21 protein-coding genes are annotated in these 24,783 nt (G+C 71.6%); 12 read left to right on the top strand and 9 right to left on the bottom strand.

Features of this window, described 5'->3' with window-relative positions; genetic code table 11:
• Positions 1–88: 88 nt before the first annotated feature.
• From CQ044_RS10490 to CQ044_RS10480, 3 genes are all read right to left on the bottom strand, one after another.
• A complete protein-coding gene (locus tag CQ044_RS10490; RefSeq protein WP_258133253.1) occupies positions 89–1,480 on the bottom strand; it encodes an MFS transporter in 1,392 nt (463 codons plus the stop codon).
• 156 nt (positions 1,481–1,636) lie between these two features.
• The gene (locus tag CQ044_RS10485; RefSeq protein WP_181158274.1) at positions 1,637–3,667 is read right to left on the bottom strand and encodes a primary-amine oxidase; all 2,031 of its coding nucleotides are present in this window, start codon (positions 3,665–3,667) and stop codon (positions 1,637–1,639) included.
• 121 nt (positions 3,668–3,788) lie between these two features.
• A complete protein-coding gene (locus tag CQ044_RS10480; RefSeq protein WP_105688419.1) occupies positions 3,789–4,373 on the bottom strand; it encodes a TetR/AcrR family transcriptional regulator in 585 nt (194 codons plus the stop codon).
• 94 nt (positions 4,374–4,467) lie between these two features.
• Between CQ044_RS10480 and CQ044_RS19570 the strand changes: the two genes are divergently transcribed.
• From CQ044_RS19570 to murQ, 3 genes are all read left to right on the top strand, one after another.
• Positions 4,468–5,079 (top strand): hypothetical protein, encoded by a 612-nt coding sequence (locus tag CQ044_RS19570; protein ID WP_181158273.1) that lies wholly within the window; start codon positions 4,468–4,470, stop codon positions 5,077–5,079.
• Between the two features lie 62 nt (positions 5,080–5,141).
• Positions 5,142–6,035, top strand: coding sequence for an N-acetylglucosamine kinase (locus CQ044_RS10475; RefSeq protein ID WP_181158272.1), 894 nt, complete (start codon positions 5,142–5,144; stop codon positions 6,033–6,035).
• Positions 6,025–7,032 (top strand): N-acetylmuramic acid 6-phosphate etherase, encoded by a 1,008-nt coding sequence (gene murQ / locus CQ044_RS10470; protein WP_105688410.1) that lies wholly within the window; start codon positions 6,025–6,027, stop codon positions 7,030–7,032. The genes CQ044_RS10475 and murQ overlap by 11 nt, the downstream gene beginning before the upstream one ends.
• A gap of 176 nt (positions 7,033–7,208) precedes the next feature.
• Here the strand turns inward: murQ and CQ044_RS10465 are convergent, their stop codons facing one another.
• The 6 genes from CQ044_RS10465 to CQ044_RS10440 are packed head-to-tail and all read right to left on the bottom strand — an operon-like array spanning position 7,209 to position 13,295.
• Positions 7,209–8,411, bottom strand: coding sequence for a multidrug effflux MFS transporter (locus CQ044_RS10465; protein WP_258133252.1), 1,203 nt, complete (start codon positions 8,409–8,411; stop codon positions 7,209–7,211).
• Positions 8,408–9,412 carry an alpha/beta hydrolase gene (locus CQ044_RS10460; protein ID WP_105688408.1) on the bottom strand — a complete coding sequence of 335 codons (1,005 nt, stop codon included), beginning with the start codon at positions 9,410–9,412 and terminating at the stop codon, positions 8,408–8,410. The genes CQ044_RS10465 and CQ044_RS10460 overlap by 4 nt, the downstream gene beginning before the upstream one ends.
• Positions 9,409–10,416 (bottom strand): alpha/beta hydrolase, encoded by a 1,008-nt coding sequence (locus CQ044_RS10455; protein ID WP_105688407.1) that lies wholly within the window; start codon positions 10,414–10,416, stop codon positions 9,409–9,411. Before CQ044_RS10455 ends, CQ044_RS10460 begins: the two co-directional genes overlap by 4 nt.
• Before the next feature lie 47 nt (positions 10,417–10,463).
• Positions 10,464–11,432 (bottom strand): aldo/keto reductase, encoded by a 969-nt coding sequence (locus tag CQ044_RS10450; RefSeq protein ID WP_105688418.1) that lies wholly within the window; start codon positions 11,430–11,432, stop codon positions 10,464–10,466.
• Positions 11,433–11,446: 14 nt separating this feature from the next.
• A complete protein-coding gene (locus CQ044_RS10445) occupies positions 11,447–12,547 on the bottom strand; it encodes a zinc-binding dehydrogenase (protein WP_105688406.1) in 1,101 nt (366 codons plus the stop codon).
• Between the two features lie 28 nt (positions 12,548–12,575).
• Positions 12,576–13,295: an SDR family NAD(P)-dependent oxidoreductase gene (locus CQ044_RS10440; protein WP_105688405.1), complete on the bottom strand. Its 720-nt coding sequence runs from the start codon at positions 13,293–13,295 to the stop codon at positions 12,576–12,578.
• 87 nt (positions 13,296–13,382) lie between these two features.
• On the opposite strand from CQ044_RS10440, the gene CQ044_RS10435 reads away from it, so the two are divergent.
• The 9 genes from CQ044_RS10435 (at position 13,383) to CQ044_RS10395 (ending at position 24,684) form a co-directional block, all read left to right on the top strand.
• Positions 13,383–14,339 (top strand): aldo/keto reductase, encoded by a 957-nt coding sequence (locus tag CQ044_RS10435; protein WP_105688404.1) that lies wholly within the window; start codon positions 13,383–13,385, stop codon positions 14,337–14,339.
• A 59-nt stretch (positions 14,340–14,398) separates the two neighbouring features.
• On the top strand, positions 14,399–16,726 hold the full coding sequence (locus tag CQ044_RS10430; RefSeq protein WP_105688403.1) for an arylsulfatase: 2,328 nt from the start codon (positions 14,399–14,401) through the stop codon (positions 16,724–16,726).
• A gap of 227 nt (positions 16,727–16,953) precedes the next feature.
• Positions 16,954–18,489 (top strand): ABC transporter substrate-binding protein, encoded by a 1,536-nt coding sequence (locus tag CQ044_RS10425; RefSeq protein WP_258133251.1) that lies wholly within the window; start codon positions 16,954–16,956, stop codon positions 18,487–18,489.
• Between the two features lie 68 nt (positions 18,490–18,557).
• Positions 18,558–19,499 (top strand): ABC transporter permease, encoded by a 942-nt coding sequence (locus CQ044_RS10420; RefSeq protein WP_045270888.1) that lies wholly within the window; start codon positions 18,558–18,560, stop codon positions 19,497–19,499.
• Complete coding sequence (locus CQ044_RS10415; protein ID WP_105688401.1) at positions 19,496–21,334, top strand: dipeptide/oligopeptide/nickel ABC transporter permease/ATP-binding protein; 1,839 nt, start codon at positions 19,496–19,498, stop codon at positions 21,332–21,334. Before CQ044_RS10420 ends, CQ044_RS10415 begins: the two co-directional genes overlap by 4 nt.
• Entirely contained in the window at positions 21,331–22,164 is an 834-nt protein-coding gene (locus tag CQ044_RS10410; protein WP_105688400.1) for an ATP-binding cassette domain-containing protein, read from the top strand. Before CQ044_RS10415 ends, CQ044_RS10410 begins: the two co-directional genes overlap by 4 nt.
• 68 nt (positions 22,165–22,232) lie before the next feature.
• The gene (locus CQ044_RS10405; RefSeq protein WP_105688399.1) at positions 22,233–22,820 is read left to right on the top strand and encodes a TetR/AcrR family transcriptional regulator; all 588 of its coding nucleotides are present in this window, start codon (positions 22,233–22,235) and stop codon (positions 22,818–22,820) included.
• A 46-nt stretch (positions 22,821–22,866) separates the two neighbouring features.
• Positions 22,867–23,592, top strand: coding sequence for an alpha/beta fold hydrolase (locus tag CQ044_RS10400; protein ID WP_105688398.1), 726 nt, complete (start codon positions 22,867–22,869; stop codon positions 23,590–23,592).
• Positions 23,593–23,700: 108 nt separating this feature from the next.
• A complete protein-coding gene (locus CQ044_RS10395) occupies positions 23,701–24,684 on the top strand; it encodes a methyltransferase dimerization domain-containing protein (protein WP_105688397.1) in 984 nt (327 codons plus the stop codon).
• Positions 24,685–24,783 lie beyond the last annotated feature (99 nt).

Raw genomic sequence — 24,783 nt, 5'->3', positions numbered from 1 at the left:
CGCCCACTTCCGAGTCGTCCCCACCAGCGGAGGCTATAGGGCGCGCTGGCGGGGACGACTCGAAGGTGGAGGGCTCGCAGAGGGGGCGTCAGCGCCGGGGGCGCAGGGTGAGCGGTGCGGCGATCGCGCCCGCGGCGGCGACCGCGGCTGCTCCGGCGAACGCTGCCGAGAAGCCGGATGCGTCCCCGTTCGCGGCGCCGACCGAGCTCGACACCGCGGACAGCACCGCGAGGCCCAGCGCCGAGCCGACCTGGTAGCTCGTGTTGACGAGGCCCGAGGCGACACCGGACTCCGCGACGGGAGCGCTGGCGATCGCCGTGCTCAACGACGGCACGAAGGCGAAGGCCATGCCGGCCGCGGCGACGAGCGACGCCGGCAGCACATCGAGGAGGTACGAGCCGCCGGAGCGGGCGAAGGACAGCCACAGCGCGCCCGCGGCGAGCAGCGCGAATCCGATGGTCACCATGGGCAGCGTCCCCCAGCGCGCGGCGAGGCGCGGGGCGACGACGGTCATCCCGATCACGATGAGCGCGGTCATCGGGATCAGCGCCGCGCCCGCGGCAAAGGCCGAGGCGCCCAGCGCGTTCTGCAGGTGCAGATTCAGGAAGAACCACATCGGGATCCAGGCGCCGCCGAGCAGCAGCTGGGCGAGGTTGGCGCCGCCGAGGAGGGGCGTCCGCAGCAGGCCGGGACGCAGGAGCGGCTCGGCCGCGCGGAGCTGGCGGATCACGAACGCGACCAAAAGGGCCACGCCAACGGCGAGCGGAGCGATCGTGGCGGCGTCGGCCCAGCCGGCCTCCGGTGCCCGGACGATCGCGAAGACGGTGAGGGCGAGGCCGGCCGTGCCTGTCACGGCGCCGAGGACGTCGATGCGGCCGGTGCTGCGCGGCGAGGGTCCAAATGCGCGCGGGGTCAGCAGGAGGATCGCGAGCGCGATCGGCACCGTGACGTAGAAGACCCACGGCCAGCCGAGGTATTCCGTCAGCACGCCGCCGAGGAAGACGCCCGCGGTGCCGCCGATGGGTGCCGCCGCTCCGTAGACCGCGAATGCGCGGGGGAGCTGCGGGGTGCCGCCGAAGGTCGTCATGAGCAGTGTGAGCGCCGCGGGCGCGATGAGTGCGGCGCCGGCGCCCTGCACGGCCCTCGCGGTGATCTCGATCGCGGGATTCCCCGCCAGTCCTGCGGCCACGGACCCGGCGAGGAGGAGCGCCCATCCGGTCGTGAACATCCGGCGCGCGCCGAAGAGATCCGCGAGACGCCCGCCGAGCAGCAGCAGGCCGCCGAAGGCGATCACGTAGGCGTTGAAGACCCAGGAGAGCGCGTCGGGGGAGAAGCCGAGGTCGCGACGCATGTCCGGCAGCGCGACTCCGATGATCGACGTGTCCATGATCACGACGAACTGCGCCGCTGCGATGAGCGACAGGGCGAGGCCGCGTGGCGCGGTGCGTGCGCGGGCGACGGTGGGGGAGGTGGTGGACACGGGTGACCTTTCGACGGGACGCCCGGTCGGGCGTCGTGAAAGGAGCCAACGGGAATACCCCCCTGGGGTATTCCCGAACCCGTGTCGTCCCCGTCAGCGGTGCCTATGGCGTGCGCTGGCGGGGACGACTCGAAAGTGGGGGTCGAAGGTGGGGGGTCAGTGACCGCAGGTGCAGGTGTCGCCGCCGCCGCAGCAGGCGGCCCCGAAACCGGAACCGGAACCGGAACCGGTTGCGGATCCGGTTGCGGCGTGCGCCTGGGACGACTCCGGCACGTCCATGCCGGGGTTCTGGTCGAGGAAGCCGTAGGGGCGGAACGCGAAGCCCGCGGTGTCGACGGGCATGATCGGCCAGTCCTCCGGGCGAGGGAAGTGCGTGAGTCCGAACGTGTGCCAGAGCACGAGGTCGGCGCCGTCAGGGCCATCCAGGGGGGCGTCGCCCGCGGAGTACTCGGGCAGGCCCGATCCGCCCTGGTGCGCGTTCGGATAGCGGCCGGCGGGCCACAGCTCGCCCTCGCGGTGCGCGGTGGCCCAGAGGTGCTTGGTCGCGAAGGCCGCGCGCGCCGCGACGGAGGACGCCGGATCCGCCATGAGCAGCGCGGTCGGCTGCGGCACGAGCTGATACGCGGTCGCGCGGCCCACGGCGTTCGTGTGCGAGGCGCTCTGCACCTCCCAGACCCGGGCGACCGAGGTGTCGGCGTCGCGCTGCGCGGCGGACTCGGATCCGAGGGCGGTCTCGGTCCAACTGAACGCGTTCCCGAACGGGTTCTCCGGCCCCATCGGGACGCGCGCGGCGTCGACCTCGACGAGGCGGTTGTCGGATCCGTCGATCGCGACGTCGAGCCGCGCGCAGAACAGGTGCTGGTGCACCGGTGCGAACACGCCGGGGGCGAGCTCGGTGGCGTGACGCTGCGGGACGCCCGGCTCGCCGGCGCCCACGAACACGATGCCCGTGGCCTTCGCGATCACCTCGATCGTGCCGTCCAGGCCGAAGTTCCAGTAGAAGCCGTAGTCGTAGTTGCCGATCGTGGAGAAGTACGACACTACGAAGCGGCGGGCGCGGCGCACGTCGGAGCGGCCCTCGATGTTCGTGTGCTTCCAGAGGATCCCGGTGTCCTCCTCGTGCATGCAGATCACGTTCGGGATCCGCACCGGATGGCCCTGGTCATCGGCGACGTAGCCGTCGAGGTAGCGGATGACGCCCAGGCAGTCGCAGCCGAGCTCGAGGTGGTTCGCGTTCTTGCCGAGCAGGTACTCGCCGGCGTCGAAGTAGCTGATCCAGAAGCGTCCCGGTGCGGTGTCGCCGTAGGGGACGACCATCTCGGGCACGCTCGCGCGGTTGAGCACGGGGCGGCCGTCGAAGGTCACGTCGTGCAGCACGAGGCCCTCGCGCGCGTTGAAGCTCACCCGCATCGACCAGTTCTCCCACTCCACGAGGGATCCGGTCACGGCGAAGCTCGGCCCCTCGGGCTGGACGATCTCGATCGGCTTGAGGGTCGTGCGCGCCTCGCCCTGCACCTCCGGGTAGTAGTTGCCGTGGCCCGCGGGCACCGGGACGTCACCGATGTCCTCGACGCGGATCACGCTGTCCGATGTGAGGTCGATGTGCACGATGAGGCCCTCGACCGGGTGCGCCCAGGGGGAGTCGAGCTCGTCGTAGCGGAGGAACGTGAGCGAGCGGATCACGCGTCGCCCGACCTCGTCGGCGCGGCCGGTGTAGCCGGGGGCGAGTGGCCCGCAGAAGGCGAGGTCGATGTGCTCGGCGAGTCCGCGGCGCTCCATCGCGGCGCGCCATTCGGGCGAGGCCTTGGCGATCGCCTCGGCCCGCTCGTACTCCTCGAACAGGTACTGCGGCTGGCCGTACGGCGGGGCGTCGTTCGGAACGCGCTCGGCGCGCAGCACCTCGCCGCGGGTGATCGAGACCACGACCTCGGTCGCGACGCCCGTCGCGGTGTCGAGCAGGGTGGCGTCGACGCGGCGGTCGATCGGGGCGCCGGGAGCCCAGGCCGCGAGCTCGGCCCTCGTCGGCTCGTCGGGCAGCAGCATCGGCACGCGCACGGTGTCGCCGAGCAGGCCCGCCGAGGCGAGGATCGCGCGAGCTGCGGCGATCTCGGGACCGGTGAGCGGATCCAGCGGGTGCGGCGTCGGGATGGCGTCGAGCGTGATCGGCTGCGGGGCGTGGTGGGGCATCGTCGACCTCTGCGGTTTAGTTGAGCGAACGCTCAAGAAACGGGTTGCGTCGATGATATGCCGCCCGGGGCGCGGGCGCAATGGGTGCTTTCGCGAGGGCTCTGTGGGGGCCGGTCGCCGGTCAGGCCCGCCAGGGATCCAGGATCGCGGCGAAGACGCGCAGGTGGGCGGCGGGATCCGCGGGCTCGGCGACCTCGACGATCTGCTGCCCGTAGGTGATCGCGCGCAGGAGCGCCAGCATGTCGTCGAGCGGGGCGTCCGGCCGCAGCTCGCGGTCGGCGACGGCCTCTTCGAGCGCCTCGGCCGTCTCCGTGCGCCAGAGGGGGATGGTCGGCGCCGAGGCGTCGGCGGTGGGGGTGAGCGAGGCGAGGCGTCCCCAAAAGCCCACGACGACGTGCGCCTCGGTGCGGGTCGTCGCGTCCACGGGCAGCACCTCGCGCATGATCGCCTCGAGGCGGGTGAGCCCGCGCAGGCCCTCGGTCGCGGTGCGGATCCGGTCCTCGGTGCGGCGGGTGACCTCGGCCGCCGCGGCGCGGATCACGTCGTCGAAGCCGTCGAAGTAATGCCAGAGGGATCCGACGGCGACGCCCAGCTCACGCGCCACGGCGCGGGAGCTGACGCCGTCGTGACCGTCTCGCGCGGCGACGGCGAGGAGCGCGGCGGCGATGTCGCGCCGGCGCGCGTCGTGGTCGACGACTCTGGGCATGCGTCCATCCTTGCGCAGACCCGGCCCGATCGTCGCGGATCCGATGCCTCCCCGGGGTATTGTTTTTGAGCGAGCGATCAAGAACACTGTTCGCATGCTCCATGCGGCGGCGTTGCTGCTGATGATCGGATCCGCGATCACAGCCGCTGCCTGCTGCCTCGTCGCCGGCGGCGTGGTGCCGGGGGCGGTGCCGTGGCAGGCGCGGCAGAGCGCGGTGGTGATGGCGCTCGGCATGGTCGCGCTGTGCGCGGGCGACGGCGATGCCCGTGTCCTGCTGCTGGTCGCGGTCGCCGGGATCGCCTCGGCGATGCTCGGCGTCGTGGGCACTCGCGGCCGCGCGCACGCCGATGCCTGCTTCCACCGTGCGCTCGGATGCGTGGTGATGGCGGTCTGCGCCCTGGCGCTGCTCGGTGCGCGCGTCGGGACGCCCGCGCCGGCCGCCGCCGGGATAGGCCACGCGGGGCACGGCGCGCTCGTGCCGATGTCGCTCGCGGCGGCGGCCGGCGTCGTGGTGCTCCTGGGCCTCATGCTCGTCGCGCGCGTGCGGCCGCGCGTGCGGCACGGCGCCGTTCCCGAGCGAGCGGGCAGGGCCGGCGCGGCGGTGCTGCGTCGCGGGGCGCTCAGCGGACGGATCCTCCTCGAGGCGGAGGGCGTCGCGATGGCGATCTCGCTGATCGTCATGGCCGCGATGGTGCTCGTGCCCTGAGTGAGCGGCGGGCGCGCCGGGCGAGCTTTTCCCTATCGTTCGGATCCCGTACATTTTGGTGCATGACCTTCTCCGGCACGGCCGCGATCGACCTCGGCAAGTCGCTGTGCCGCGCCCGCCTCGTGATCGACGGCGCGCCCGTGCGCCGCGAGGGCGGGGGAGCGCCAGGGCTCGCGGCCCGCGACGGCGTCTCCCTCGCCCTGGACTCGATCGTGCCGCTGCTCGCCGACGCCCGTCCGGAGCGGATCGGGGTCGGCGCGGCCGGCGCGATGTACGCCACGGTCGAGGCCGCAGCCCTCGCCCGCGCGCTCGCGGACGCGACCAGGGCTCCCGCGGCGGTCACGTCCGACGTGGTCACGGCGCATGCCGGCGCCCTCGACGGCGAAGCCGGCGTGCTGCTCATCGCCGGGACCGGCGCCGTGGCGCTCGGCGTCGGCGCCGAGGCGCACCGCAGCGTGGACGGCTGGGGTCCGGATCTCGGCGACCTCGGCAGCGGATCCTGGATCGGCCGCGAGGGCGTGCGCGCCGTGCTCCGGGCCAGGGACGGCCTGGGACCGGCGACCGTGCTGACCGATGTGCTCGCGCTCCTCATCGGCGATGACGAATCCCCGATCACCTGGGTCGGCGGCGCCGCCGCGCCCGCGCGGCTGCTCGCGACCTTCGCGCCCGCCGTCCTCGACGGTGCCGACCAGGGCGATCCGGTCGCCGTCGCGATCCGCGACAGCGCGGCCGACCTTCTCGGCGACACCGCGCTCGCCGCCTCCGGAGGCTCCTCCGTGGTCGCGCTCCACGGCGGCCTCACCTCGCACGACGGGTTCCGCGCTGCGGTCTCGTCCGCTCTCGAGACCAGGGGACTGGAAGCAGTGCCCGCCCGCGGCGACGCGCTGGACGGCGCCGCCATGATCGCCGAGGGCCGCGCCCCTCTCCACGAAAGGTTCGTGCATCGTGCCGAATGAGACCGCGCCGAATGAGACCGCGCCGAATGAGACCGCCTCGAATGAGACCGCCTCGAACGAGAACCCGACGGACGCCGCCCGCCTTGCGGCACTGATCGGGGAGCTGTCGCACCTCTCGACCGAGCAGGCGGACACCTCGCGCGGCGACCTCGACCTGCTGCCGACGCTCGATCTGGTGCGGGCGATGAACGCCGAGGACCGGCGCGTCCCCGAGGCGATCGCGGCGCAGGCCGAGCGGATCGCCGAGGCCGTGGACGGCATCACCGACCGGTTCCGGCGCGGCGGACGGCTGATCTACATCGGCGCGGGGACCGCGGGCCGGGTCGGGGTGCTGGACGCCTCGGAGTGCCCGCCCACGTTCGGCACGGATCCCGGCATGGTCGTCGGCCTCATCGCCGGTGGCGAGGTCGCGATCCGCGACGCCGTGGAGAACGCGGAGGACGACGACCGCGCGGCCGCCGAGTCGCTGCGCGGCCTCGGGCTCGGCGAGAGCGACACCGTGGTCGGGATCTCCGCCTCGGGACGCACGCCCTACGTGCTCGGCGGACTCGCCTATGCACGCGAGGTCGGCGCTTTCGCCGTCGCGATCGCGGCCAATGCCGGATCCGCGATCGGCGCCGCCGCCGACGTGCCGATCGAGGTCGTCGTAGGGCCGGAGTTCGTGACCGGATCCACCAGGCTCAAGGCGGGCACGGCGCAGAAGCTCGTCGTGAACATGCTCTCGACGCTGTCGATGATCCGCCTCGGCAAGACTTATCGCGGCGTCATGGTCGACCTGCAGGCCACGAACGAGAAGCTGCGGGCCCGTTCGGTGCGCACGCTCATCCAGCTCAGCGGCGCGGCGCAGGACGACGCCGTGCGCGCGCTCACGGAGGCGGGCGGATCCGTCAAGCTCGCCCTGCTGATGCTGTTCTCCGGTGCCTCCGCCGAGGTCGCCGCCCCGGCTCTGGCCGCGTCCCACGGCATCCTCCGCGACGCGATCGCCGCCCTGGGCTGAGCCCTCTGCCCGGTGCCGGCCCGCTGATGGCCACTGATGGCCTCGCTGGATCCGTTCCCGTCGCAATGGATGCCGTTCTGGACGACGGATAGCGACGTTCTTTGCGACGGGAGCATCCTGTGGCGACCGCATTCGCGACGGGAGGGGCGCCGGCCGCCGTGAGTGAGGGCCAATCGCTACCGGGCCGCCGGGCGGACGGCGAACCAGGCGATCAGGGCGGCGGCGAGGGCCGCGACGGCCATCGTGACGCCCATCGTGACCGCGGTCGCGCCTCCGATGCCGACGGCGAGGGGCGACAGCAGCGGGCCCACCAGGAACGTCGACATGCCGAGCAGCGCCGAAGCCGTGCCGGCGCGGGCGCCGTGGTGCGCGAGTGCGAGCGTCGACGAGTTCGGGCCGCCCAGCCCCGCGCACAGCATGAACCCGACGAGCGCGCCGGCGACGCCCCAGACGCCCGTGCCGAGCAGCGCGAACGCGGCGAGTGCGGCGGTCGCGATCGCCGTCGCCGTGACGCCCAGGAGGTAGACGCGCAGCGGGCCCGCGCGGCGCACGATCAGCCGGCTCGCCTGGCTGCCGGCGATGTGGGCGAGCGCGCCGAGGGCGAAGGCGAGGCTGAACCCCTGCGGATCCAGCCCGAACTCGTCCTGCAGCACGAACGACGACAGCGACAGGTACGTGAAGAACGCCACGCCGCCGCCGGCTCCGGCGCACAGGACCGCGACGAAGAGGCGATCCCGCAGGACGGCGCCGGTGTGGGCGCCCAGCGCGCGGACGCCGCCCGCGTGCCGGTCCGCCGGATCCAGCGTCTCCGGCAGGGCGAGGAGCACGACCAGCACCAGCGCGACGCCGATGCCCGCGAGCACTCCGAAGATCCCGCGCCAGTCCATGATCCGCGCGAGCTGGCCGCCCACGACAGGCGCGATCACGGGAGCGGCGCCGGAGACGAGGAACAGCAGCGACAGCATGCGGCTGAGCTCCGCGCCGGAGAACTGATCCCGGGCGACGGCGAGGCAGATCACGATGCCCGCGGATCCGGCGAGACCCTGCAGGAAGCGGGCGACCAGCAGCACCTCGATCCCGGGGGCGAGAGCGCACACCAGCGACAGCACCGCGAAGGCGGAGACGCCGACGAGGAGCGGCCGGCGCCGGCCGAAGCGGTCGCTGAGCGGTCCCGCGGCGAGCTGGCCGAGTCCGAGGCCCACCATGCACGCGGACATCGTGGTCTGCGCGAGCGCGTCACTCGTGCCGAGCGCGGTCGCGAGCTGCGGCAGCTGCGGCAGGTACAGATCCATCGACAGCGGACCGAACGCCTCCAGCAACCCGAGCACGAGCATCGCGCGCAGCGTGCCCATGCGCGGGCGGGTGCGCACCCCGCTCATCCGCCGAGCCGCAGCACGCGGCGCAGCCAGCTCTCGCGGGCGGCGTTCGCGGCCACGGACACCACGGCGTCGGGGGAGAAGCCGTGGAACCCGTGATAGCCGCCGCCCCAGACGTGCAGTTCGGCCTGGCCGCCCGTGGCCCAGATGCGGGATGCGAAGTCGACGGCCTCATCCCGGAAGGTCTCCGCGGCACCCACTTCGATGTACGCCGGGGGAAGCCCGGAGAGGTCGGTCGCCCGCGCCGGCGCCGTATAGGGGGAGACCAGGTCGGTGAACCGGTCGGCCCCCGCGATCGCGGTCCAGGCGGTGTCGTTGTTGTTGCGGTCCCATGCCCCTATCCCGTCGTACTGGCGGGCCGACACGGTCTCGTTGCGGTCGTCGAGCATGGGGCAGCCGAGCAGCTGGCCGGCCAGGCGCGGGCCGTTCCGGTCGCGCGCCAGCAGCGCCACGGCCGCGGAGAGACCGCCTCCGGCGCTCTGCCCCGAGGCGAGGATCCGTGTCGGGTCGATGCCGAGCTCGTCAGCATGCGCGGACATCCAGAGGAGCGCGGCGTAGCAGTCCTCCGCCTGCGCGGGGCCGGGGTGCTCCGGAGCGAGGCGGTACTCCACGGCGACGCCGACGACGCCGTGCCGCTCGGCGAGGTCGATGAGCTCCGGCGTGCCGAAGAAGCGCGTGCCGAGCACCATGCCGCCGCCGTGGATGGAGAGGACGGCGGGGGCCGGATCCGCCATCCGGTGGGTCGGGCGCACGATCGTGATCTCGACGTCCGGGGCGCCGGCGGGTCCGGGGATCACCCGGTCCTCCCAGCCCACCGCCCTGCCCTCCGCCTGCGCCGCCATCGGCGGGATGATCGTCGCGAAGTGGGCGCGGTTCTGCAGGATCGTGTCGGCGCGCAGCGGGATGATCTCGACGAGGTCGAGGAACGCCGCGAGGCCGTCCACGAGCTCGGGGTCGTAGGGGACGGGGACGACGGATCCGGTCACGGTCTCTCCGGTCGTCATCGGGCGCCCCAGACGCGGCGCAGCCAGCTCGCCCGCGCGGCGAGCGCCGCCCGGGAGATCTCCGCCTCCGGCATGTACATGTCGAATCCGTGCGCCCCGCCGCCCCACACGTGCAGCTCGGCCTGCCCGCCCGTGGCCCAGATCCGCAGCGCGTACTGCGTGTCCTCGTCGCGGAACATCTCCGCCTCGCCCACTTCGATGAAGGCCGGGGCGAGGTTCGAGACATCGGCGGCGTGCGTCGGCGCGGCATAGCCGGAGACCTCGGGGCTGAACGCGAGCTCGTCGCCGAGCAGGCACGACCAGGCGAGCAGGTTCGCCTCGCGCTGCCAGGTGCCGATCCCGTCGTACTGCAGGCTCGACACGGTCGAGTTGGTGTTGTCGAGCATCGGGCACAGCAGCAGCTGGCCCGCCAGCACGGGACCGCGCCGGTCACGGGCGAGCAGGGCGACGCCGGCCGCGAGGCAGCCGCCCGCGCTACCGCCGCCGACGACGATCCGCTCGGGATCCACGCCGAGCTCCGCGGCGTGCGCGTGCAGCCAGAGCAGAGCGGCGTAGCAGTCCTCGAGTCCCGCGGGGGAGGGATGCTCGGGCGCGAGCCGGTACTCGACGTTGACCGCGACCACGCCGTGCTCCGCCACGATGTCGACCACGCGGCCGGTCTCCCAGCTGCGGTGGCCGACGATCTGCCCGCCACCGTGGATGTTCAGGTAAGCGGGACGACTCCGGCCCCGGAGCCCGTCGACGGACGCGCCCGGTCGGAAGATCGTGACCTCGACGTCGGGCGCACCGGCGGGACCCGGGATGATCCGGTCCTCCCATTCGATCGCGCGCCCGGCGATCACGGCGTCATTGCCGGGGAACATCGTGTCGGTGCCCTCGCGCGGGAGCGTCTCCCTGGTGAGGGCGGGCTGGGGGTTCTGTGCAATGGCGTCGAGGACGATCTGCACCTCGGGGTCGAACGGGACGGGTGCGACGGTCGGGTGGCCTGCGGCGATGACGGTCATGCGGTGGTGCCTTTCTGCTGAGTTTCAACGACCCCGGATGGCGGGCTTCAGGGGCCTTCGGGATCGACGGCGTCGCGGTCGGCCCAGAAGGGTTCGACCAGGCGGCGGAGTTCGGTGGCGCCGACCCGGTCGACGAGCGCCGCCGCGTCGAGGTTCGCGCGCAGCTGCGCGATGCTCGACGCGCCGAACAGGGTTGTGGTCAGGGCCGGATGCGTGAGCGTGAAGGCGATCCCGAGCTGCGCCGGGGTGACCTCCAGCGACTCCGCGAGCGCGGTGAACGCGGGCACGTCGTCGATGATGCGCTGCCGGATGTCACCCGGATCCCGGCCGATCTGCCGATCGCCGTTCACCTTCCCGGCGAGCACGCCGCCCTCCAGGCAGTCCGAGGCCTGCAGCGTCAGGCCCTGCTCCCAGAGGCGCGCGAAGGGCGCGCCGTCGGGGATGGACCGGCGCGAGACGCTGTACTTCAGCTGCGCGATCTGCGGGCCGGGGACACCCTCCGCCGCAGCGATGTCGATCAGGGCCTGGATCGAGGACGCGGACCAGTTGTTCACACCCCAGGCGCGGATCAGTCCGGCCTCGGCGAGGCCGGCGAGGTCGAGCACCAGGTCGCGCAGCTCCAGGTCCTCCCGGCGCAGATCGCCGAGGATCACCAGATCCGCGTGCTCGACGCCGACGCGGAACAGCGCGTTCTCGAGCTGCGGGCGGAAACCCTCGGCGCCGAACGCCTCGAGCCAGAGCTTCGATGACAGCAGCCACTCGTCCCGCCGGAGTCCCGCGGCGCGCACCATGGCGCTGAAGATGACGTCCGTGAACGCGGGGGGCATCCCGGGCCCGGTGTACACACCGACGTCGAACAGGTTCACGCCGCGGTCCACGGCCTCGCGGAGCATGGCTGCGGCGTCGCCGAAGTCCATGCGGTCGTACGTGTGCCAGGATCCGAGCGAGAACAGCGAGGCGGGGATGCCGCTCGTGCCGATCCCACGCCGGGGAAGTGTCGTCGTCTCTGCGCTCATGGTCGCGGTCTCCTTCACAGTCGGGGATCGATGACGGCCTTGACCTCATCGAGCTGGTGCATGTTCGCGATCTTCTCCGAGGCCTGAGCGAGTCCGACCGGCGCGCTGAACAGGTCGTCCCACGGGAAGCGGTCGGCGAAGGCCTGGAAGAAGTCGATCGAGCGGGCGTAGTCGGCGATGTCGCCGTTGAGCGAGCCGACCATGGTCAGCTCCTTGCCCATGAGGGCGCTCACCGGGAAGGCGTCGCCGACCGGTCCGGTGGATCCGACGATCACGACGATGCCGCGCTGCGCGGCCATCCCGACGGCGTCCGGCCCGACGCTCGGGGCGCCGGCGAAGTCGAACACGTGGTCCGCGCCGCGGCCGTCGGTGAGCTCCAGGACCTGCGCGACGACCGGGCCGTCGCGGAAGTCCACCACGGCGTCCGCCCCGAAGCGCGCCGCCAGCTCGAGCCGGGCCGCCGGCGCGCCGACCGTGATCACGCGCCCCGCTCCGGAGATCTTCGCCACGGCGGTCGCGAAGATGCCGAGCGCGCCCGCACCCTGCACGACGACCGTGGAGCCGGGTCTGATGCGCCCGCCGCGCTCGAATGCCCGCAGCACGGTCTTCGCCGCGCATCCGGCCATCGACGCCCAGGTGTCCTTCACCGCGTCCGGCAGCAGCAGCTTCGCCGCGCCGGGGGTGACGTAGGCGTACTCGGACAGGCCCGCGGTCGCGTACGGCGGCACGTCGGAGCGCTGCAGGAAGCCGTAGCCGCGGCGGGAGCAGTGCACGGGCTCGCGCAGCACGACGCAGCCGTAGCACTCGCCGCAGGTCGACTCGGACCAGCCGATCCGGTCGCCGACGGCGAGCGGGCGACCGAGGGCGTCGACGGTGCCCTCGCCGAGGACGACGATCTCGCCGACCATCTCGTGGCCGAGCACCATCGGCAGCATGCCGGGGAAGGTCATCCGTCCTTCCCAGATCTCGATGTCGGTGCCGCACAGGGTCGAGCAGGCGATGCGCACGAGGGCGGCGCCGGGTGCGATCTCGGCGGGCAGTGGCAGCTCCTGCAGGGTGAGCGGGGCGCCGTGCTCGGTGAGCACGGCCGCGCGGGTGGCGGTGGGGAGGGTCATGCGGATCCTTCCTGGTTCGGGGAGTACGTCAGACGAGCAGCTGGCCGCCGTCGACGGGCACGGAGACGCCGGTGATATGGCTCGCGGCGTCGCTCGCGAGGAACACGACGAGCGGGGCGACCTGCCCGACCTCGGCGATGGTGCCGAGCGGGATGCGGGCCTCCCATGCGGCGCGCGCCTGCGGGTCGGTGGCGAAGCCCGCGGTGAGGGGCGTGAGGATCGGGCCGGGGGCGACGGCGTTCACGCGGATCCGGCGGCCGGCGAGCTCGATCGCCGCGGTGCGGGTCATCGCGTCGACCGCGGCCTTGGTCATCTCGTAGTGACCCATGCCGGGCGTCGGCTGGCGTCCGCCGATCGAGGACGTGTTCACGATCGCGCCGCCGTCGGGCAGGCGGGGCGCGAACTCCCGGAGCATGAGGAAGGTGCCGCGAATGTTCACGGCCACGGCCGCGTCGAACACCTCGAGCGGCACCTCCTGCTGGGTGCCGCCGCCGAGCACGACGCCGGCGTTGTTCACCAGCACGTCGATGCTGCCGAGCGCGGCTCCCGCAGCGGCGACGGCATCGGGATCGGAGATGTCGAGCGCGATCGCCGTGGCTCCGAGCTCGTCGGCCACGGAGGTCGCGGCCGCGACGTTGACATCCCCGATGATCACCTCGTCTCCGGCCTCGCGGAAGGCGGCGGCGATGCCGCGGCCGAGCCCGGAGGCTCCTCCGGTGATGAGAATGCGGCGGGGGGAGATGGTCATCTCACGTCCTCTCTGACGGGGCATCTCCGTTATATTCTACAAGCATAGAAAAACGCAACCCGATACGACCTCACCTCAAGGAGCACCATGTCAGCGCCGACACCCCCTCGCAGAGCTCTCGGTCCGATCGCCGTCCCGCCGCTCGCACTGGGATCCTGGAACACCTGGGACCGGATGGATCCCGATGCCGCCATCCGGCTGATCCGCCGTGCCGTCGAGCTCGACGCCGGGTTCTTCGACGTCGCGTACTACAACACGGGTCCGCACGCCGAGAACTCCCGCACAGACATCCTGTTCGGCGAGGCTCTGCGGGCGAGCGGTGTCGAACGCTCCGAGATCGTGCTGTGCGGCAAGCTCTGGCTGTGGGACTGGCCGAACCAGTCATTCCGCGGGCAGCTGACGGAGAGCCTCGAGCGTGCAGGCCTGGATCGCTTCGACACTCTCGTGGTCGGCGACTACCTCGCCGAGCCCGATGTCGTGCGCCTCGTGTCCGAGGTGAACGAGCTCATCGCCGATGGCCTCGTCGTAGGGTGGGGGATCAACAACTGGCGGATCGGGCACACGAGGGCCGCGCTGGATGCCGCGGTCGCGGGCGGTCTCGTCGGCCCGTCGTTCGCGCAGCTCAAGTACGGCATCGCCCGTCGGGCGATGGCCGAGGGGGCGTCGTACGGACCGCTCTTCGCGGACGGCACGCTCGCCCTGCAGGCCTCCGACGTGTTCGAGGGCGGCATTCTCGCGACCGGTCTCGCGCCGCAGCGCAAGATCGGCGCCGACGTCGGCGGTGTCCGGGAGCGGATCCTCGCGCTCTATCCCGAGGTCGCCCGCATCGCCGACGGCTTCGGCGTGACGCCCGCCGCTCTCGGGATCGCTTTCTGCCTCACGCATCCCGCCGCGGCGAACGTGCTGTTCGGAGCGTCCAGAGTCGAGCAGCTGGAGCAGAACCACGCGGCGCTCGCGCTGGTCGCGGAGCACGGCGCGGAGGTGCGCGAAGCTCTTGCCGGGCTGCAGGTCGACGCCGCCGTCAACGACGACGGGTCGTGGTGAGCCCGATGACGAGAGGAGACGATGGGGCGAGAAGATCTGACGGGCGAGGAGCGCCATTCATGAATGCTGACGATGAGACGAAGCGGCACGCCGCGTACCGGGGGTTCGCCGGGCGCGTGGGGGAGTTCACCTCGGAGTCCGATCCGTGGTGGCCGCCGCAGCCGAGAGCCGCGGCCGGCGCACCGAACGTCGTCGTGGTCCTGGTCGACGATCTCGGCTTCAGCGATCTTGGTCCGTTCGGCGGCGAGATCGATACCCCGCACATCGATCGCCTCGCCGGCGAAGGATGGACCTTCACCAACTACCGCACGGCGCCGCTGTGCTCCCCGGCCCGGGCTGCACTGCTGACCGGGCTGAACCCGCATCGGGCGGGCTTCGGCCTCGTCGCCCACACGGACCCGGGCTACCCGGGATTCTCGTGCACACTGCCGGAGGATGCACCCACGCTCGCGGAGTCGCTACGGGCCGGGGGCTACGCGACCTTCATGGTCGGCAAGTGGCATCTCACCGTCGACTCGCGGCTTCACGACGGCGCGGATCGGTCGTCCTGGCCGCTGCAGCGCGGTTTCGACAGATACTTCGGCTCGATGGACGGGTTCACCTCACTGCACCATCCGCATCGTCTCGTGCAGGACAACTCGGTCGTGGACGTGCCGGAGTTCCCGGACGGGTACTTCCTCACGGATGACCTCACCGACCGCGCCCTCGGGATGATCGACGAGTTGCGCGCCAACGACGCGGACAAGCCGTTCTTCCTCTACTTCGCGCACACCGCCGTGCACGGGCCGATCCAGGCGAAGGAGGTCGACATCGCGAAGTACCGGGGGCGCTATGAGGCGGGCTGGAACACGCTCCGCGACGAGCGCTTCGCCCGGCAGCGCGAACGCGGCATCGTCGGGGCGGACGCGGAGCTGCCGCAGGGCGCACTCGCGGACGGCGACCGCATCCCGCTGTGGGACGATCTCGACGACGGGGAGCGGGAGCTTTTCGCGCGGTACATGGAGGTCTACGCGGCGGCCGTGGATGAAGTGGACCAGAGCGTCGGCCGCCTGCTCGCGCATCTGGAGAGGATGGGCGAACGGGACAACACGATCGTCGTCGTCGCGAGCGACAATGGCGGCACGGCGGAGGGGGGACCGCGAGGGACCCGCAGCTACTTCGCCCAGTTCGGGAGGATGGGGCCGAATCCGGAGGGCTGGGTTCCGGATGTGCCCCGCGAGCTCGACCTGATCGGCGGTCCGCGGCTGTTCGGGCATTACCCCGCTGGGTGGGCGCGCGTCTCGAACACGCCGTTCCGTTCCTTCAAGGGATCGCTCTATGAAGGCGGTGTGCATGCTCCGCTCATCGTGTCCTGGCCCGCCGCGCCGGCGCCGTTGCGTGCGGGACTGCGCGACCAGTTCGTCTTCGTCTCCGACCTCGCCCCCACGATCCTCGAACTGACCGGGACGCCGCCTCTCGCCCGCCGGAACGGGAGGGAGGCCATGGCCGTCGACGGCCGCAGTGCCGTCGACGTGCTGGCGGACCCGCAGGCCCTGGGCAGGGATGCACAGTATTTCGAGTGCTTCGGCAGCAGAGCGCTGATCGAGGACGGGTGGAAGGCGATCTCGACGACGCCGCCGACGCGGGAGCAGGGGGCCGCGGGCGGCACCTGGGAGCTCTACCGCCTCGCGGACGACCCGACCGAGACGCGTGACCTCGCGGCGGACCAACGCGACCGCACCGCGCTGCTCGCTGAGCGCTGGCGTGAGGAGGCCTGGGCGAACGCGGTGTTCCCGCTCGACGACGACGGCTCTCTGCATCGCGTCCGGCCCGCCACGGAGCGTCCGCTGGGCGACCCGGTGACCCTGGCGCCCTATCGGGCGCCCCTCGAGCGCTACCGCGCGGCCGCCCTCACCGTGCTGAGATCCTTCGAGGTGCGCATCGACGTGCGCACGGAGGAGGACTCCGCCGGTGTGCTCGTCGCGCACGGGGATCAAGGGGGCGGATACCTCGTGGCGATCGACGCCGGCGCTCCGCTGCTGTCCTACAACGCCTACGGCCTGATGCACCGCGCGCGCGGTGCTGCGCTCGCCCCAGGTGCGCACCGGCTGGTGCTGCGCGTGACCGAGCGGGAGGCGCTGCGCTGGAGCCTGGATCTCGAGGTGGACGGCCGCGCCGACGTACGGATCCCCGAGGTCCCCATGCTGCTCGGGATGGCGCCGTTCACGGGGATCAGCGTGGGGTACGACTACGGCGGCCCCGTCGACTGGGACCTGTACGAGGAGCATCGCAGCTACCGGTTCGACGGGCCGGGGCTGGTCGTGCGCTACGTGCCGGGCAAGAGGTCGGTCCATGACGTGACGGAGCTGCGCGAGATCGACCGGCAGGTCGCACGAGTCGCGGATTGAGCACGCCCTGGTCCGAGCGGCGCGGCAGGTCTGCGCGCTCGGACAAGGGTGGTTCGCGGGGGGTCATGGATCCCGCCGTCTCGGGGAGAAGAACCGCTTGCGTTCTTTTTCCACACATGTAGACTAAACGCAACGACACATCGAAGTGGCGTCGGATCGACTCCCCGGAGCGCGGCCGAAGGCTCTTCGAACCTTCTTCACCTCAACCCGCACCGAGAGAAGGAACCATGAAACGAGTGCCCCTCGCGATCGCCGCGGCCGTGGCCGCGGTCCTCGCCCTCACCAGCTGCTCCGGCGGCGCAGGCGCCACGACGCAGGCGAGCGACGCTGCCGCCGCGAACGCGCCGGACGACCTCAACATCGGCAACTTCCTGGACATCACCTCCTGGGATCCGTCGCTGGCCGACATCGGCTTCGACGGGCCGTACCTGTCGGCCGTCTACGACGCCCTGGTCGCCCTCGACAAGGACGGCAAGCCGGTTCCCGCCCTCGCCGAGAAGTGGGAGGTCGCGCCCGACGACCTGAGCATCACCCTGACCCTGCACAAGGGAGGCGTGTTCAGCGACGGCTCTCCCGTCGACGCCGACGCCGTGGTGAAGAGCCTCGAATACCTCAAGGCGGGGGCGCGTTCGGGCGAGGCCTACACGAACGTGTCGTCCTTCGAAGCGGTGGACGACCACACGGTCAAGATCAGCCTCACGCAGCGCGACGACACGATCCTGTACTTCATGGGACTCGGCCGCAGCTACGTGATGTCACCCAAGGCGATCGCGGCGGGCACCCTGGGCAAGCAGCCGGTCGGCTCCGGGCCCTACACGCTGGACGGCACCAAGAGCGTCGCCGGATCCGAATACCACTTCACGAAGGTCCCCGGCTACTGGGACGCGAAGGCCTACTCGTTCAAGAACCTCGCGATCTTCCCGATCATGGATGCGACCGCCCGGCAGAACGCCATGCTCAGCGGCCAGATCAACGTGCAGTACGGCGACATCACGAACAAGGACGCGGCGAAGCAGCAGGGCTGGAACACGATTTCGCGCGTTTCCGGCTGGGCCGGACTCGTCATCACGGATCACACCGGCGCGAAGAACAAGGCGCTCGGCGACCTCAAGGTCCGTCAGGCGCTGAACTACGCGTTCGACGGCGCGGCGATCCTCAAGGCCGTCGGCAGCGGCGCCGGCGTCGCGACGAACCAGGTGTTCCCGGACGGCGGGAGTATCAACGACCCGTCGCTCAACACGCAGTACGCGTACAACGTGGACAAGGCGAAGCAGCTCCTCGCGGACGCCGGCTACCCGAACGGGTTCGACATCTCGATGCCGATGTCGCCGATCTTCGAGCAGTGGAAGCCGGCGGCGGATCAGGCGCTGGCCGCGATCGGCGTGAAGGTCACCTGGGACAACATGCAGATGCCCGACTATCAGCTCAACGCGCCCAATTACCCGATGTTCATCTCCTTCCTCGCGATGGACGGCAATGAGGTGGCGACGGTCGCGCGGCAGGTCACGTCCAAGCAGTGGTTCAACCCGACGCCCGACTATGCGAGCAACTCGGTGCTGAAGCCGCTCGTGGACAAGGTGCACGGGACGAAGGGCGCGGACCAGACCGCCGCGATCAAGGAGCTCAACAAGGCCCTCGTCGAGCAGGCCTGGTGGTCGGTCTGGTACCAGGCGGACAACACCTACTACTCGGTGCCCGGCATCAAGATCCAGCCCGTCATCGGCATGATGTTCCCCACGCTCCGCTACATCACCAAGGGCTGACGCCCCGGGGATCCGGTCCTGCCCGGGTCCGGATCCCCGCACCGACTCCTCCACCCCGAGAGGCCCCCATGCTCCTGTTCACCGCGAAGCGGCTGCTGTCCGGCATCGTGCTGCTCGTGGTCGTCTCGATCGCGACCTTCTTCCTCGCGCACCTCGCGATCAAGGATCCGACCGCCGCCCTCCTCGGCACCACCGCGAGCCCCGCGCAGCAGGCGGCACTGGCGACGAGGATCGGCATCGACCGTCCGCTCCTGGTCCAGTTCTGGGACTGGTTCTCGCACCTCGTCACGGGTGACTTCGGCACCTCCTGGCGCAACTTCCAGCCCGTCGGGGCCCAGCTCGCGATCAAGATCCCGGTCACGCTCTCGGTCGTGACGTTCGCGACCCTCCTCACCGCCGTCCTGGGCCTCACCTTCGGGATGATCGCCGGCCTGCGCCCCGGCACCTGGTTCGATCGCGCTCTCAAGGGCGTCTCGGTCGTGCTCTTCGCCCTCCCGGGCTTCTGGGTCAGCCTGGTGCTCGTGCTGTGGTTCGCGGTGCAGCTGAAGTGGTTCCCCGCGGTCGGCTACGTGCAGCCGGCCCAGTCCGTCGACGGCTGGATCCGCTCGCTCACTCTTCCCGCGGTCTCGCTCGCGCTCGGCGGCGTGGTCGCCGTGTCGGAGCAGCTGCGCAACGCGGTGATCGCGCAGAGCCGGCAGGACTGGGTTCGGACGCTCCGCAGCCGCGGACTGTCCGCGACCCGGGTCAACCTGCACATCCTGCGCAACGCCTCGCCCGCGGCGCTCACGGTGATCGCGCTCATGTTCGTCGGACTGCTCAGCGGCGCGATCGTGGTGGAGCAGATCTTCAGCCTCCCCGGCATCGGGCAACTGACCAACCAGTCCTCGCAGAACGGCGACATCCCGATGCTCCTCGGCATCACCGTGGTGTCGGTCGTCTTCGTCGTGATCATCAACCTCCTGCTCGACCTCGTGCTCGGCTGGATCAACCCGAAGGTGCGCGTCGCATGACCACCACCGACATCCGCGTCGCTTTCGACCGCGCGAAGCAGCGCCGCCGTTCCGGTCTGTTCCGCCGGTTCCTCCGCCACCCGGGCGGTTGGATCCCGCTCGCGGTCTTCGTCCTCATCGTGCTGGTGGGCGTGTTCGCGCCGCTGCTCGCGCCGATGGATCCGAACTTCGTCGACCTCGCCGCGGCCAAGGCTCCGCCCTCCGCCGCGCATCTGCTCGGCGCGGACTCGACCGGCCGCGACATCCTCAGCCGGCTCATCTACGGCACCCGGATCACGATCTGGGGCGCGCTCATCACGATCGTCACCGCCGTCGTGATCGGCGTTCCGGCGGGCGTCGCCGCGGGTTACTTCCGCGGCCCGTTCGACCGGGTCGCGATGTGGGTCAGCGACGCGCTGCAGTCGATCCCCGGCATGATCATCCTGCTCGTGGTCGCCGCGGGCAGCCGCAACAATTTCGAGCTGCTCATGGTCACGGTCGGCGTGTTCATGGTTCCCGGCTACTTCCGCATCGCCCGGTCGCAGACGCTCACCGTGCGCGAGGAGCCCTACATCGACGCGGCCCGCGTGTCCGGCCTCTCCGACGCGCGGATCATCTCCCGGCACGTGGTGAAGGCCGTCTACCCGCCCGTCATCATCCAGACCGCCCTCACCGCGGGCATGGCGATGGGCATGCAGGCTGGCCTGCAGTTCCTCGGGATCGGTGACTCGAACGTGCCCAGCTGGGGCGCGATGATGCTCGAGGGCTTCCGCCTCATGCTCACGTATCCGCTCATGCTGCTGTGGCCCTCGGTCGCGCTCGGCCTCACGATCGCGGTGCTCGCGATCATGGGCTCGACGCTCGCCGAGCTCGCCCAGGTGCGCACTCCGCGGTTGCGCCGCCGGCGCGGCGCAGCCCTCGAAGCGGCGACCACGGCCGCTCCCGCGACCGGCACCGTGCGGCACACCGCGGAGGCAGCTGCGCTGCGCGTGGAGAACCTGCGGGTGAGCCACGCGACCCCGAGCGGTGTCGTGGAGGTCGTGCACGGCGTGACGCTCGACGTCGCCGCGGGAGAGGTCGTCGGCATCGTCGGCGAATCCGGATCCGGCAAGTCGCAGACGGTCTTCTCCGTGCTCGACCTGCTGCCCTCGAGTGGCGCGAGCACCGCCGACGCCATCCGCATCGCCGGGCACGACGTCACGCACGCCTCGCCCAAGCAGCGCCAGGCGCTGCTCGGACGCGAGCTGGGCTATGTGCCGCAGGAGCCGATGAGCAACCTCGACCCGTCGTACACGATCGGCCACCAGCTCGTGGAGCCCCTGCGCCGCGTGCACGGCATGAGCGCGGCCGATGCGAAGGCCAGGGCCCGTGAGGTGCTGCTGCGCGTGGGGCTCGCGGATCCTGACCGCGTCCTGCGCAGCTATCCGCATCAGGTCTCCGGCGGCATGGCGCAACGCGTGCTCATCGCCGGCGCGATCTCCGGCCGGCCCTCGATCCTGGTGGCGGACGAGCCCACCACCGCGCTCGACGTCACGGTGCAGGCCGAAGTGCTCGAGCTGCTGCGAGAACTGCAGCAGGAGTACGGCATGGCGCTGCTCATCGTGACGCACAACTTCGGCGTCGTCGCCGACATCTGCGACCGCGTGATCGTCATGCGCGGCGGCGAGATCGTCGAGCAGGGGGATGTGGATCCGCTGTTCGCGGAGCCTCAGCAGCCCTATACCCGCGAACTCATCGCTGCCTCGCTCGACGATGCCGCGGGGCGGGCGGAGCTCGACGCGGCGGACGGCGCGACGCTCGGCGGCGATGCCGCGGGCGCGATGGCCGCGACGAACACGACGGAGGTGCGCGCATGACCGCGCTGCTCGAGGTGCAGGATCTGGTCGTCGAGTACGGCCGCGGACGCAAGGCGTTCCGCGCCCTGCACGGCGTCTCGATCGACGTCGCGCCGGGGGAGTGCATGGGCCTGGTGGGCGAGTCCGGATCCGGCAAGTCCACGCTCGGCAAGGCCATCCTCGGTCTCGCGCCCGTGACTGGCGGCAGCATCCGCTTCGACGGGAAGGACATCACCGCGCTCGGCAGGGCCGGGCGCCGCGCGCTGGCCGACGACGTGCAGGTCGTGTTCCAGGATCCGTACGGATCCCTGAATCCGGCGATGACGATCGGCGACATCCTGTCCGAGCCGCTCTTGACGAGCGGGCTGAGCGGTGCTGAGGCCCAGGCGCGCGTGCGCGAGATGCTCGACCGTGTGCGTCTTCCCGAGACCGCGATGGACCGCTACCCGAGCGAGTTCTCCGGCGGGCAGCGTCAGCGCGTCGCGATCGCGCGGGCGCTCGTGCGCCGGCCGCGCCTGATCGTGTGCGACGAGCCGGTCAGCGCCCTCGACCTCACCACGCAGGCGACGATCCTGGACCTCTTCATCGAGCTGCAGCGCGACACGGGCGTCTCCTACCTCTTCGTCTCGCACGACCTGGGGGTCGTCCGCCGCGTATGCCACCGCGTGGCCGTGATGTATCACGGCGAGATCGTCGAGACGGGCGCGGGGGAGCAGATCACCCGCGCACCTCGGCACCCGTACGCCGAGCGACTGCGGTTGGCGTCGCCGGTCGCTGACCCCGTCAAGCAGAGGACGCGCCGTGCCGAATGGCTGGCGCTGCGCGAGGCCGCGGATGCCCCGGTACGGTAGCAGGCAGCGATTCCGCACGTCCGCGCCCCTGTGCGCGCCGTCGCCGGACGCCACGTCGGAAGGAACCCATGCCGAAGATCATCGATCACGATCAGCGTCGTCGGGAGATCGTCGAGGTCGCCAAGGGGATCATCCTCAAGGGCGGGTTCGAAGCGGCGACCATGCGCAGCATCGCCGCGGAGGCGGGCTTCGCGAACGGCGCCCTGAAGCACTACTTCCCTGGCAAGGAGAGCATCGTCGCAGCGACGTTCGAGACCGTCCTGCACGAGCACGACGTCTGGCTGCAGAAGGCGATCTCGGCCGAGCTGACCCCCGACGAGATGCTCCGCCAGGTGCTGGTGGGCACGCTGCCGAGCGACAAGGACGAGATCGCGAGCGGCCGGGTCCTCCTGGCGCTCTGGGAGTACGCGATGTCGAACGAGTCGCTCGCGGAGCTCTATCAGACGCACCTCGTGCGCTGGCGGGGCATGCTCGTCGAGCGGATGGAGGCGGCCCGCGATGCGGGCTCGATCCGCGATCTCGACTACGAGGCGATGGCGAACGAGTTCATCTCCGTCGCCGTGGGCGCCACCGTGATCAACCTCATGTATCCGCAGGGCGACCGCATCCCCGACTACCAGGCCTACATCGAGCAGTTCCTCGCGCGGCTGCGCTGACCGGATCACGGGCGGCCTCCACGCTTCAACGAGAGGAGGGCGCCCGATGACCGGCGCACCCGAGATCGCCCTGTCCGTCACCCGTCGCGAGGGGACCGGCCGGCCGGTGCTGTTCCTGCACGGCCTCGCCTCGCGCGCCCGCCTCGACTGGCCGGCCGCCGAGTGGGATCCGGTGCTCGCGGATCGCCCCGCCGTGCGGGTGGATCTGCCCGCGCACGGCGACAGCCCCGCGGTCGGCGCGCTCTCCACATCGGGGGTCGTCGACCTGCTCGCGCAGGCTGTCGTCACGGCCTGTGCGGGCGAGGAGATCGACGTCGTCGGCTATTCGCTCGGCGCGCGGCTGGCCTGGGCGCTCGCGGGCCATCCCGGGCTCTCGGTGCGGCGAGTGGTGCTCGGCGGCCTCAGTCCGATGGAGCCGTTCGCCCTGGTCGATGTGCCCGCCGCCCGCGCCGCGCTCGCCGGGGGACCCGCGCCGGCGGATCCGATCACGGGCATGATCCTGGGCATGGTGACGCTGCCAGGCAACCGCCCCGAGGCGCTGTTCGACCTGATCGAGGGGCTCGCGTCCGAGCCGTTCGATCCCGCGGTCGGCGCGCCGGCGCAGCCCGTGCTGCTGGTCGGCGGAGCCGACGATCCGATGGCGCAGGGCGTCGACGCGCTCGCCGCCGCGGTGGCGGACTCCCGCGTCATGCGGGTGCCCGGTGACCACCTGGCTGCGCTGCACGCGCCCGAGTTCCGCGCTGCGGTCGCGGAGTTCCTCGCGGGGGACTGAGCTCCCCGTCCCCTGAGCCGCCCGGTCCCTGAGCTCGTCGAAGGGCGGCCCACCCCTACCTGTTTCTTCCTACGTTTGTAGACTTACCACTCACGAAAGGCAATACACATGACGACGACACCCGACGCCGCGCGCATCCTGGACATCGCGACGGGCTACATGGCCTCGAAGCAGCTGTTCGAAGCCAGTCGGATCGGCCTGTTCGCCGCGATCGCCGCGGGCGCCGACACGGTTCCCGCGATCGCGGAGCGCACCGGCGTGAGCGAGCGCATCGCGCAGATCCTCGCCGACGCGATGGCGGGGAAGGGGCTGCTGACGCGCGCGGAGGGACGCTATGCGCTCGAGTCCGATGCGGCCGCGTACCTCGCGGGGGAGTCCTCCGCGCTCGACCTGGCCCCGTTCCTCACGTTCCTCGGCGAGATCAGCTACCCGCACTGGCTGCAGTTCGGGCGCACGGTCGACACGACCGAGCCGGGGGACCTGCAGATGGACGACGCCCGCTGGGGCACCTTCATGGCCGGGGTCATGACCTACAACGCGCTGCACGCGCAGGAGTTCGGCCGCCTCGTCGACCTCTCCGCGGCGACGAACGCGCTGGACTTCGGCGGGCTGTCGGCGGGCTTCGCGCTGGAGGCGATGAAGCGCAACGCCGGTCTGCGCACCACGTTCCTGTATGCACCAGGGTTCGAGGGCGGCGTGGCGGAGGCGATCGAGGCGGCGGGCGTTGCGGACCGCGCCGTGGTAGAGACCGCGGACACCGCGACCGCACAGCCGCAGGGCGCCTACGACGCGGTGCTCGCGAACCACGTGATCCACCGCTTCTCGGCGGAGGAGAACGCGCAGATCTTCCGCAACCTCCGGGCCGCGGCGGTCCCCGGCGCCACCCTCACGGTGCTCGACTTCTTCCTCGACGAGGACGCCTCGCAGCGCGGCATCGACGCGCTGCATGCGGGGGAGTACCTCGTGATCGACGGCACGATCGTGTACCCCGAGGCGCAGGTGCGCGGCTGGCTGGCCGACGCCGGCTGGGAGGTGCGGGAGAAGGTCGCGCTCCCGGCGAGCCCGCGGGTGCTCATCGCCACGGCGGTGTGAGAGCGGCGTCGCCCGCCGGCCCCTCTCGGAGGGTCGGCGGGCGGCGCATCCGGATCCGGTTCTCGCGGACGTGGCCGGATCCCGGGCGGGCGACGAGCG

Source organism: Microbacterium sp. MYb64 (assembly GCF_002979495.1).
Taxonomy (GTDB): Bacteria; Actinomycetota; Actinomycetes; order Actinomycetales; family Microbacteriaceae; genus Microbacterium; species Microbacterium azadirachtae_A.
This window is presented reverse-complemented; position numbering and strand designations above follow the sequence as displayed.

What these genes read in the sequence shown, in the direction of transcription:
- CQ044_RS10445 (WP_105688406.1), bottom strand. Translation starts at nt 12,547, where the DNA reads ATGACCCTCCCCACCGCCACCCGCGCGGCCGTGCTCACCGAGCACGGC.
- CQ044_RS10455 (WP_105688407.1), bottom strand. Translation starts at nt 10,416, where the DNA reads ATGACCGTCATCGCCGCAGGCCACCCGACCGTCGCACCCGTCCCGTTC.
- CQ044_RS10460 (WP_105688408.1), bottom strand. Translation starts at nt 9,412, where the DNA reads ATGACGACCGGAGAGACCGTGACCGGATCCGTCGTCCCCGTCCCCTAC.
- CQ044_RS10420 (WP_045270888.1), top strand. Translation starts at nt 18,558, where the DNA reads ATGCTCCTGTTCACCGCGAAGCGGCTGCTGTCCGGCATCGTGCTGCTC.
- CQ044_RS19570 (WP_181158273.1), top strand. Translation starts at nt 4,468, where the DNA reads ATGCTCCATGCGGCGGCGTTGCTGCTGATGATCGGATCCGCGATCACA.
- CQ044_RS10440 (WP_105688405.1), bottom strand. Translation starts at nt 13,295, where the DNA reads ATGACCATCTCCCCCCGCCGCATTCTCATCACCGGAGGAGCCTCCGGG.
- CQ044_RS10475 (WP_181158272.1), top strand. Translation starts at nt 5,142, where the DNA reads ATGACCTTCTCCGGCACGGCCGCGATCGACCTCGGCAAGTCGCTGTGC.
- CQ044_RS10435 (WP_105688404.1), top strand. Translation starts at nt 13,383, where the DNA reads ATGTCAGCGCCGACACCCCCTCGCAGAGCTCTCGGTCCGATCGCCGTC.
- CQ044_RS10400 (WP_105688398.1), top strand. Translation starts at nt 22,867, where the DNA reads ATGACCGGCGCACCCGAGATCGCCCTGTCCGTCACCCGTCGCGAGGGG.
- CQ044_RS10430 (WP_105688403.1), top strand. Translation starts at nt 14,399, where the DNA reads ATGAATGCTGACGATGAGACGAAGCGGCACGCCGCGTACCGGGGGTTC.
- CQ044_RS10425 (WP_258133251.1), top strand. Translation starts at nt 16,954, where the DNA reads ATGAAACGAGTGCCCCTCGCGATCGCCGCGGCCGTGGCCGCGGTCCTC.
- CQ044_RS10410 (WP_105688400.1), top strand. Translation starts at nt 21,331, where the DNA reads ATGACCGCGCTGCTCGAGGTGCAGGATCTGGTCGTCGAGTACGGCCGC.
- CQ044_RS10465 (WP_258133252.1), bottom strand. Translation starts at nt 8,411, where the DNA reads ATGAGCGGGGTGCGCACCCGCCCGCGCATGGGCACGCTGCGCGCGATG.
- CQ044_RS10415 (WP_105688401.1), top strand. Translation starts at nt 19,496, where the DNA reads ATGACCACCACCGACATCCGCGTCGCTTTCGACCGCGCGAAGCAGCGC.
- CQ044_RS10480 (WP_105688419.1), bottom strand. Translation starts at nt 4,373, where the DNA reads ATGCCCAGAGTCGTCGACCACGACGCGCGCCGGCGCGACATCGCCGCC.
- CQ044_RS10395 (WP_105688397.1), top strand. Translation starts at nt 23,701, where the DNA reads ATGACGACGACACCCGACGCCGCGCGCATCCTGGACATCGCGACGGGC.
- CQ044_RS10405 (WP_105688399.1), top strand. Translation starts at nt 22,233, where the DNA reads ATGCCGAAGATCATCGATCACGATCAGCGTCGTCGGGAGATCGTCGAG.
- CQ044_RS10450 (WP_105688418.1), bottom strand. Translation starts at nt 11,432, where the DNA reads ATGAGCGCAGAGACGACGACACTTCCCCGGCGTGGGATCGGCACGAGC.
- CQ044_RS10485 (WP_181158274.1), bottom strand. Translation starts at nt 3,667, where the DNA reads ATGCCCCACCACGCCCCGCAGCCGATCACGCTCGACGCCATCCCGACG.